General features: G+C 71.5%; 7 protein-coding genes. 3 read left to right on the plus strand and 4 right to left on the minus strand.

The genetic code is table 11. The features are described from left to right. Positions 1-47 precede the first annotated feature (47 nt). A complete protein-coding gene (locus tag ACIPFH_RS17295; RefSeq protein ID WP_356248068.1) occupies positions 48-1187 on the minus strand; it encodes an aminoglycoside phosphotransferase family protein in 1140 nt (379 codons plus the stop codon). 232 nt (positions 1188-1419) lie between these two features. Here ACIPFH_RS17295 and ACIPFH_RS17300 point away from each other — a divergent pair, with 232 nt between their 5' ends. Further along, the gene (locus ACIPFH_RS17300; RefSeq protein ID WP_401827360.1) at positions 1420-2931 is read left to right on the plus strand and encodes a hypothetical protein; all 1512 of its coding nucleotides are present in this window, start codon (positions 1420-1422) and stop codon (positions 2929-2931) included. Positions 2932-2956: 25 nt separating this feature from the next. Here ACIPFH_RS17300 and ACIPFH_RS17305 read toward each other — a convergent pair whose 3' ends face one another. After that, entirely contained in the window at positions 2957-4345 is a 1389-nt protein-coding gene (locus ACIPFH_RS17305) for a PP2C family protein-serine/threonine phosphatase (RefSeq protein WP_401827362.1), read from the minus strand. A gap of 349 nt (positions 4346-4694) precedes the next feature. Between ACIPFH_RS17305 and ACIPFH_RS17310 the strand changes: the two genes are divergently transcribed. After that, positions 4695-5108, plus strand: a complete 414-nt coding sequence (locus ACIPFH_RS17310; protein ID WP_356248062.1) for an SsgA family sporulation/cell division regulator — start codon at positions 4695-4697, stop codon at positions 5106-5108. A 13-nt stretch (positions 5109-5121) separates the two neighbouring features. On the opposite strand, the gene ACIPFH_RS17315 is transcribed toward ACIPFH_RS17310, so the two are convergent. Together ACIPFH_RS17315 and ACIPFH_RS17320 are read right to left on the minus strand one after the other, a co-directional pair. Then, positions 5122-6147: a Gfo/Idh/MocA family protein gene (locus tag ACIPFH_RS17315; protein WP_401827364.1), complete on the minus strand. Its 1026-nt coding sequence runs from the start codon at positions 6145-6147 to the stop codon at positions 5122-5124. A gap of 129 nt (positions 6148-6276) precedes the next feature. After that, complete coding sequence (locus ACIPFH_RS17320) at positions 6277-7371, minus strand: chemotaxis protein (RefSeq protein ID WP_356248058.1); 1095 nt, start codon at positions 7369-7371, stop codon at positions 6277-6279. 352 nt (positions 7372-7723) lie between these two features. Here ACIPFH_RS17320 and ACIPFH_RS17325 point away from each other — a divergent pair, with 352 nt between their 5' ends. After that, entirely contained in the window at positions 7724-9433 is a 1710-nt protein-coding gene (locus ACIPFH_RS17325) for a fatty acyl-AMP ligase (protein WP_401827365.1), read from the plus strand. The last annotated feature ends 12 nt before the right edge of the window (positions 9434-9445 follow it).

Raw genomic sequence — 9445 nt, forward strand, 5'->3', positions numbered from 1 at the left:
GGTCCGCGGCGCGCCCCCGTTCAGGCGCACCGCCGATCCCGGACCCCTCAGCGGGTGCCGACCGCGGCGCGTACGGCCCGGCGGGCCAGCTGGCAGTCGTCGTGCAGCCGTCGCAGCAGCAGGCGCTGTTCCTCGCCGGTCGGCACGCCACCCGGTCGGGGCGCCCCCGGGGCCGTCGGAGCGGCGTCGTGCATCGACCGCTGGACGGCCGTCTCGTAGGTACGGATCTCGCGGGTCAGGACCAGCATCAGGTTCACCAGGAAGGCGTCCCGCGAGGCCGGACCCGCCGACTGGGCGATCTGGCTGATCTGACGGCGCGCCACCGGCGCGTCGCCCAGCGCCGACCACAGCGTCGCCAGGTCGTAGCCCGGCAAGTACCATCCCGCGTGCTCCCAGTCCACCAGCACTGGACCGGCCGGTGAGAGAAGGATGTTCGACAGGAGGGCGTCGCCGTGACAGAACTGGCCCATGCCCTGCCGGCCCGCGGTGGCCGCGATGCCGTGCAGCAGCTTCTGGAGGTCGCCCATGTCCCGGTCGGTGAGCAGACCCAGCTCGTGGTAGCGGGAGATACGGGCGGCGTAGTCCAGCGGCGCGTCGAACGTCCCCGCCGGGGGCCGCCAGGCGTTGAGCCGGCAGATGGCGCCGAGCGCCGCGCGGATGTCCGCCCGCGGCGGGGCCTCGGTGGGATGCCGTTGCAGTGCCGCCACCCGGCCGGGCATCCGCTCGATCACCAGTGTGCAGTTGTCCGGATCCGCCGCGATCAGTCTCGGCGCCCGCACCGGGGGGCGGTGCCGGACGAACGTGCGGTATGCGGCTATTTCGTGCCGGATCCGCTCGGCCCATACGGGGGAGTGGTCGAGTAAGCACTTGGCGACCGCCGTGCTGCGCCCGGTGGTACCGACCAGAAGTACCGAGCGTCCGCTGCGGCGCAGCACCTGGACCGGGGCGAACTCCGGGCAGATCCGGTGCACGGACGCGATCGCCGTGCGCAGTTGGGCGCCCTGCGGGCCGGAAAGGTCGAGTCTTCCGCTGAGTGGTTGGGTGCCCAGCCCCGCGGGGCGTCGGGCCGGCCCCGCGCCGAGCGTGGGAGCCGCCGACCGCGCGGGGTCGAGGTAGGGGCCGCCGCCGCCCGGGCGGGTGTGCAGCGACCGGGGCGGGGCGGACACGGAGGACGATGCTGCGTACATGGGAGAAACAGATCCCTTCGTGTGCCGGACGTCAGAGCGCTGCCCCGACCGGTCCTTTCGGGTGCACCCTGGGGAATGTCCCTCGGTGACCGGGTCGGGGTGGCGCTTTCCTACCTGACACCCGTCGCCCAGTGGCACACCATCTGGCGGACCCTGGCGAACCCTGGCGAATAGTCGCCCGGCAACTTTCACGGGGCTACTGTCAACTCAGCCGAGAACCTGGGGGCTTGATGTGAGCGGACAACCCAACACCCGTCTCTCGGACCTGTTCGGCCTGGCCGGCTGGTCCAAGGGTGAACTCGCGAGGCTGGTCAACCGGCAGGCGGCGGCCATGGGCCACCCCCAGCTGTCGACCGACACCTCCCGGGTGCGGCGGTGGATCGACATGGGAGAGATCCCGCGCGATCCGGTGCCGCGGGTGCTGGCGGCCCTGTTCACCGAGCGTCTCGGCCGTGTCGTGACCATCGAGGACCTCGGTCTGGTCCGGCACGGGCGTACAGGGAAACGGCCCGGCGGCGGGAGTGTGGAACACCCCGACGGTGTGCCGTGGGCGCCCGAACGGACTGCTGCAGTCCTCACCGAATTCACGGGAATGGACCTCATGCTCAACCGACGCGGCTTGGTGGGCGCGGGTGCCGCGCTCGCAGCGGGATCAGCTCTCAGCAGTGCCATGTACGAGTGGCTGCACACCGACCCCACCCTCTCCACCGACGCTCCTGTCATCGACCACCCCCTCCTCCACCATGCCGACCCCGCCGGGTTCGACCGCTACGAGGCCGCCCCCATCGGAACGGAGGAGGTGGACGAACTCGAACGTTCGGTGGAGGTGTTCCGGGCCTGGGACGCCGCCCGCGGGGGCGGGTTGCAACGCAAGGCCGTGGTGGGCCAGCTCAACGAGGTGGGCGGCATCCTCGCCTACCATCACCCCTCCCATCTCCAGCGGCGCCTGTGGGGCGTCGCGGCGAACCTCGCCGTCCTCGCGGGCTGGATGTCGCACGACGTCGGTCTGGAGCCCACGGCCCAGAAGTACTTCATCATCGCCGCCCATGCCGCACGAGAGGGCGGTGACCGGCCGCGGGCGGGCGAGGCGCTCTCCCGGGCGGCCCGTCAGATGGTCCACCTCGGCCGGCCCGACGAGGCCCTCGACCTGATGAACCTCGCCCAGTCCGGTTCCGGCGACAACGCGCTGCCGCGCACCCGGGCGATGTTCCACACCATCGAGGCCTGGGCGCAGGCGTCGATGGGCAAGGGCCAGGCCATGCGCCGTACCCTCGGCCGCGCGGAGGACCTCTTCGTCTCCGACAAGGGCGACGTCACACCGCCGTCCTGGATGCAGACCTTCAAGGACGAGGATCTGTACGGCATGCAGGCGCTGGCCTACCGCACGCTGGCCGAGTTCGAGCCGCAGGCGGCCGCGCACGCCCAGTACTACGCGGAGAAGGCGCTCGCGCTGCGCGTCGACGGGCGGGAGCGGTCGAAGATCTTCGACCATCTGTCCATGGCGTCCGCCTGTTTCATCGCGGATGACCCCGAACAGGCGGACCGGTTCGCGCGGTTGGCCCTGATGTCGATGGGATCCAACTCGTCCCGGCGTACCTGGGACCGGCTGAGCCAGATGTACCGGCTCACCGCGGAGTACGCCAACTACCCGAGGATCAGCGAGCTGCGCGAGGAGATCAGGCTGGCGTTGCCGAGGCAGAAGGGAACCAAGGGAAGCAAGGGGGGCAACGGCGCTCAGGTATGAGGGGCCCGCAGCCGGTCGGGTCAGTTCACCGGGTGACCCGGGCGACGAGGACGCATGCGTCGTGCGCGCGTTCGCTCTCGCCGCACTCCTCCACGACCATCCGCACGCAGTCCCGGGCGGTGCGCGCCCTGTCCAGGCGGGGGGCCAGGCCGAGGAGACGGTCGGCGGGCGCCAGTCCGTCGGTGTGCAGCAGGAGCAGGTCGCCCTCTTCGAGGGTCTCCTCGGCCTGCCCGTACGCGGCGCGTGCGGTGGCGCCCAGGAGTACGCCCTCCGGTGCGTCCAGTCGGCGTCCCGTCCCGTCGCGGAACAGCAACGGGACGGGGTGGCCGGCCTGCGCCCACATCAGGGTGCGGGTGTCTGGACGATAGCGGCAGCAGACCGCGCTGCCCAGAGCCGGTTGGGCGGTGGCGTCCAGTAACTGGTTGAGCCAGGCCATCAGTTGGGCCGGCCGGGTGCCCGCCATGGCCATGCCGCGCAGAGCGCCCAGCATCATCGCGGTGTTCGAGGCGACGGTCGGGCCGTGTCCGGTGAGATCACCGACACTGAGCAGTGTCTGGCCGTCGGAGAGTTCGAGCGCGTCGTACCAGTCGCCGCCGATCTGTGAAGTCGTGGCGGCGGGCAGGTAGTGGGCGGCGAGGTCGAGTGAGCGTGGGCCCTGGTAGGGGAGGCACAGGGCGCCGCGCCACGGTGGCAGCACCGCCTCGTGCAGTTCCACGGCGAGCCGGTGTTCGGTCTGGGCCCGGTGCCGCTGGCGCTGGAGCGAGTCACGGCTCTCGCTCACCGCCCGCTGGCTGCGGCGGAGTTCGCTGACGTCCCGCAGTACGGCCCACATCGAGGCGGTGCCGCCCTCGGGGTCGAGCACGGGCTCGCCCATCATGTGCACGGTGCGGTTCTCGCCGTCCGGGCGCACGATGCGGAACTCGCCGTCGATGGGCCGGGCGTCGACCAGGCAGTCCGTGACCATCGCCGTGAGCTTCGGCCGGTCCTCGTCGTGGACGAGCGCGGGCAGTTCGTCGAGGGTGAGCGGGGGAGCGGCGGGGTCGCGGCCGAGGATCCCGTAGAGCTCCTCGGACCAGACGGCCTCGTCCGTCAGCAGGTTCCACTCGGCGCTGCCGACCCGGCTGAGCAACGACTCGTGCCGGGACGCCGTGGGTGCGGGCTCGGTGGCGGGCACGGGCGGCGGGCCGTCCCGCAACTGGGCCAAGTGCATGTCGAGGTCGTCGAGTTGATGCAGCGCCAGATCGTAGAGCGCGCGCTGCCAGCGCCCCTGTGGGTCCGCCGAGTCGCTCCGGGTGTCCTGTCGTACCGCGTCCATGTCGCCCTTGAGCCGACGTGTCTGCGTGATCAGCGCGTCGACCGAGCCGCGCCCCGGCGGCTGGGCGGCTGAGCGATCCGCGGAGACATGGGGCGGCATGACGCACTCCGATGCGGGACGGTACGGCGAAGGCTGACACAAGGGCCGTTACGACTGTTGCACAGCCCGCGACGGCGTGTAAGGGATTTGGCAACACACGATTCGGTGGTGCTTCTGGCATATGCCAGAGTCTTCGGGCGGGTGCGGCGAGAGGTGGTCGGCAGGTGCCGGAAGGGGGCCAAGTCGTAGGTGACGTAAGTGACTTGGGGGACACCTGAGGGGGTCGAGGTGACCATCGTTCGCGTGTTCGGTGGGCGGATGTTCCAGGCCTGGGGTCCTGTGATGCAGGTCACATGAATTGGAGACCACTTTCGCGTAATGCAAGGGGCCCCCGCGAAGTCGTACATGCATGGACATCACTCTTGAACAACCTGTCCGCGCCCGGCTGATCACCGCGGAGGACCAGGAGCTGCCCGTGCCCGCCACACTGCGCTACGACTCCGCCGACCCGTTCGCGGTGCACGTCGACTTCCCGCCGGAGGTGTCCCTCGCGGGCGAGGCGGTCACCTGGACCTTCGGCCGCGCCCTGCTGGAGCAGGGGGTGAGCGGTCCGGCCGGAAGCGGTGACGTGCACATCTGGCCCTGCGGGAGGGCCCGTACGGTGGTGGAGTTCCACTCCCCGCTCGGCCTGGCCCTGCTCCAGTTCGACACGGGAGCCCTGCGCCGGTTCCTGCTGCGCAGCTACGCCGTGGTCGCGGCGGGCCGGGAGGATGTCGGCGCCGCCGTCGACCAGGGCCTCGAAGCCCTGCTCGGCAACGTCTGAGCCCCGCCGGGTGTCAGTGACCGCCCACGGTGTACAGGCCGGGGCGCGGGGCGATTTCGACGGCGACACGGGTGCCGCTCTCCAGGGCCCGGATGCCGGCCTCGGCGACGGCGGAGGCCGCGTAGCCGTCCCAGACGGTCGGGCCGGCGACCCGGCCGCGCCGGGTGGCGTCCACCCATGCCTGCACCTCGCGGTCGTAGGCGTCCACGAACCGCACGAGGTAGTCCTGGGGCACGTCCGCACCGGCGGTGCCCCGTGCGGTGACGAGCATGCCCTGGTCGTCGCCGATGCGCGCGCTGCCCGCCTCGCACACGGCCTCGCAGCGCACCTGGTACCCGAAGCCGCAGTTGACGAAGACCTCCACGTCGACCAGGGCGCCCCCATCGGTCTCGAAGAGCGCGAACTGAGGGTCGAGGAGGCCCTGCGGGGCGCCGGACGAGGGGCGCGGGCGCAGCACGGTGACCGCGGTCAGCTCCTGGCCGAGCAACCAGCGGGCGGCGTCGATCTCGTGCGACACCGAACTGTCGATGAGCATCGCACTGGTGAAGCCGGGCGGAGAGGAGACGTTGCGGTGGACGCAGTGCAGCATCAGCGGCCGACCGAGCCGCCCGTCGTCCAGCAGGGCCTTGAGCCTGCGGTACTCGACGTCGTAGCGCCGCATGAACCCGATCTGCGCCAGCCGCCGGCCCAGTCGGGCCTCCTCCTCCAGTACCCGCAGTGCCCCGGCCGGGTCCGGCACCATGGGCTTCTCGCACAGCACCGGAAGCCCCCGGGCGAAGGCCGCGAGCAGCGCTTCCTGGTGCGCGGGGCCGGGCGAGGCGATCAGGACGGCCTCGACCCCGGGCGCGTCGAGCGCGGCCTCCGCCTCCGGGTGCACCGTCACCCCGTCGATCCCGGCCACGGCCTCCTTCGCGCGTGCGGCGTCGGGATCGGCCACGGCGACGACCCGCGCCCCGCTCACGACGCGATCGAGGCGGCGTATGTGGTCGGCCCCCATGTGTCCGGCACCCAGTACGGCCACGCCCAGCAGGTCACCCACGCGTACTCACCCTCCCGGTCGACGATCACGCCGAAGCGTACGCCGCCGGGCAAAGCCGCTGAACAGGGCCCTGACGAGGCCAACGACGTCGACCCCGAGAGGCCTGGACGGGCCGCCGCCGAGCGGGTCTCAGTACCGCAGCACCCCTGCCATCCCGTCCGCGTCGCCCAGCGTGCCGTCGGGCACGAAGCGCACCTCGGCGCCCGTCTCCAGGCACTGCTCGACGATCTCGTCGACGATGTCCTCGCGGGCGTCCAGATCGCCGCTCGCGGCCGGGACGAGATGGTCGCCGCCGTCGCGGACCGTGACGCGGTAGTTCTCCTCCACGGCCAGCAGCCGGACCCGGCCCTCCCGGGCGTTCTGCCAGAGCTCGTCGACGCCGGCCGCGAACGTCTTGTGCCCGCGGGCCGAGTCGAGCTCCCGGGCGACGGTCGCGGTGTCGCGGCGGGCCTCCGCGTCGTGCAGCGGGCGCACGGCCTGCCACACGGCGTCGGGCGTGCCGTGGGAGAGTCCGCCGTGCGGGACGGGTACCGCGTCCCGGGCCGCTCCGCCCAGCTCGTCGAGGAGCGACAGCGCCGCCTGCTCGCCCGTGACGTACAGCGGCCGCGGGTCCTCGCGCATCAGTGCGCCCAGGGCGGTGTCGGCGTCGCGCAGGAAGCGACGGGTGTCCTCGTCGCGGAAGGTGCTGGGCAGGTCGCCGGTCCGCTCCATGCGCTCGGCGTCGAAGTTCTGCTGACGCCTGACCAGCGGGAAGCCGCCGGCGTGTTCCTCGGTGACCCGGTCGGCGCCGCCGTTCCACAGCGTGACCCGGTCGGCGGAGACCGACAGCACCCAGAACGGCCGTTCGGCGGCCTGGGCGGAGACGAGGTTGCGGGTGAGGAAGGTGTCGGAGAGCACGACGCGCTCGGGGACGGCACGGCCCAGGGACCACACCTGGTGCTCGCCCGGAGCGGCGTAGATGACCAGCCCGTCCTCGCTGTGCGCCAGGTCGACCTCGGCCAGGGCCCGGTCCAGTTGGTCGGCGACGTCGGCGCGCCGCTCCCGGGTGACCGCCGGGTCGCTCTCCAGCTGCTTCTTCGCCTCGGCCACGACATTGCGCAACCGGACCCGGTCCTGGGCGTTCTCGGGTTCCCGTCGATGGGTCGGCGTCAGCACGGACACCGCGGGATAGGGCCGCGGGCGGCGCAGTTCCGAGAGGGTCGCGGGGCTGAGTGCGTGCTCCATATCAGCACCATAGGACTGATTCACCCCGAGGGCATTTGGGGGATCGCCGGGATCGCCGGGTGGCTGAAACGTGCCGCCTGCCGGTTTGAGTGCCGGGATTCGATCCGCAATGATCACGTAAAGTTCAAGTTCTGGCCTTGAAGGATCACTTGGGCTCAACTCTGTTGGATACGCAGGGTTTACATATGTTCGACGCGCTGTACGGGTGAGCTTGATAGGGTGTTACTCATCAGTAGCAAACCGGGTGGGGCAGCGGGGATTTTATGACGGACCATCATGAATGCCCACTCGGTGGCGAATTGCGAACTCCCGTGCCCGTGCCTCCACATCCAGACAGGTGAGACTCGTCAACATGGCTCGTTCCCTGGTCGATCTGCTGACCACGCACGCCACGCACCAGCCTGAGCGGACCGCCTATCGCTATCTCGCCACGGGGGACTGTGACGGTGAGGTCCAGGAGCTCTCCTACGCCCGCCTGGCCACTCGCTCCCGGGCCGTCGCCGCCTGGCTCCAGGAGCGCGGCCTCGCCGGCTCCCGCGCGATGCTGCTCTACCCCCCGGGCCCCGAGTTCATCTGCGGCTACCTCGGCTGCCTGTCGGCCGGAGTCGTCGCCGTACCCGGAGTGCCCCCGCAGGGCCGCTCGCAGAACCACCGCGCCCTGACCCGGACGAAGCGCCTCATCGCCGACTCGGACGCCAAGGTGATCCTGGGCGGCCGCGAGGTGATCGCCGCCCTCGGCCGCCTGGCGGAGCACCTGCCCGAGCTCGCCGGGATCACCTGCGTCGCCACGGAGGACATACCCGACGAGACGGCCGCCTCCTGGCGCGAACCGGATCTGACCGCCGACTCGGTCGCCTTCCTCCAGTACACCTCCGGCTCCACATCCGCCCCGCGCGGCGTCGTCGTCACCCACGGCAACCTGATGGACAACGAGCGCGTCATCACCGAGCGCATGGGCCACACCCCGGACGTCATCGCCCGGTACGGCCACGAGATGTTCGTCAGCTGGCTGCCCGTCTACCACGACATGGGGCTCATCGGCCCGGTCCTGAACACCCTGTACCTCGGCGTGACCGCCACCCTCTTCTCGCCCCTGCACTTCCTCCAGCGCCCCGAGCGCTGGCTCGCCGCGATCAGCCGCTACCGTCCGCACACCAGCGGCGGCCCCAACTTCGCCTACGAACTCGCGCTCAAGCACGCCACGCCCGAACTCCTCGACGGCCTCGACCTGAGCTCCTGGCAGGTCGCCTTCAACGGGGCCGAGCCGGTGCGCGCCGCCACCCTGCGCCGCTTCACGGAGACCTTCGCCCCGGCCGGCTTCCGCGGCGAGGCCCTGTACCCCTGCTACGGCCTGGCCGAAGCGACCCTCATGGTCACGGGCGGCACGGTCGGCACGCCCCCGGTCCTCCTGGAGACGGAGGCAGGCGCGGCCGACGCCGCCGCGGTCGGCTGCGGGCGGCCCGGTGACGGCGTCACCGTCGTCATCGCCGATCCCGAGGAGCGGCAGGAGCGGCCCGAGGGTCGGATCGGCGAGATCTGGGTGCGGAGCGCGAGCGTCGCCAAGGGGTACTGGCGCAACACCCTCGCCACCCGCGAGTCCTTCCGCGCCACACTGCCCGGCCACGAGGGGCGTTTCCTGCGCACCGGCGACCTGGGGTTCCTGCGGGACGGCGAGCTGTTCGTCACCGGCCGGCTCAAGGACCTCATGGTCATCGACGGACGCAACCACTACCCGCAGGACCTCGAACTCTCCGCCGAGATGACCCACCCCGCGCTGCGCCCCGGCTGCACCGCCGCGTTCTCCGTGGACAGCGGCGTCGAGGGCGAGCGGCCGGTCGTGATCGCCGAGTTGGCGCCGGAGGCGGTCGGCGAGTCGGAGCGGATCACCGATCTGATCCGGGCCGCCGTCGGCGACGCCCACGGCCTGTCCGTGCACGACGTCGTTCTCGTCCACCCGGGCACCATCCCCAAGACGTCCAGCGGCAAGATCCAGCGCCGGGCCTCGCGCACCGCCTACCTCGACGGCACCCTCTCGCCGGTCGGAGTCACCGCCGCCGTATGACAAGCCGCCGCC

Origin of the sequence: Streptomyces sp. NPDC088157 (genome assembly GCF_044741545.1) — a bacterium.
Classification (GTDB): Bacteria; Actinomycetota; Actinomycetes; order Streptomycetales; family Streptomycetaceae; genus Streptomyces.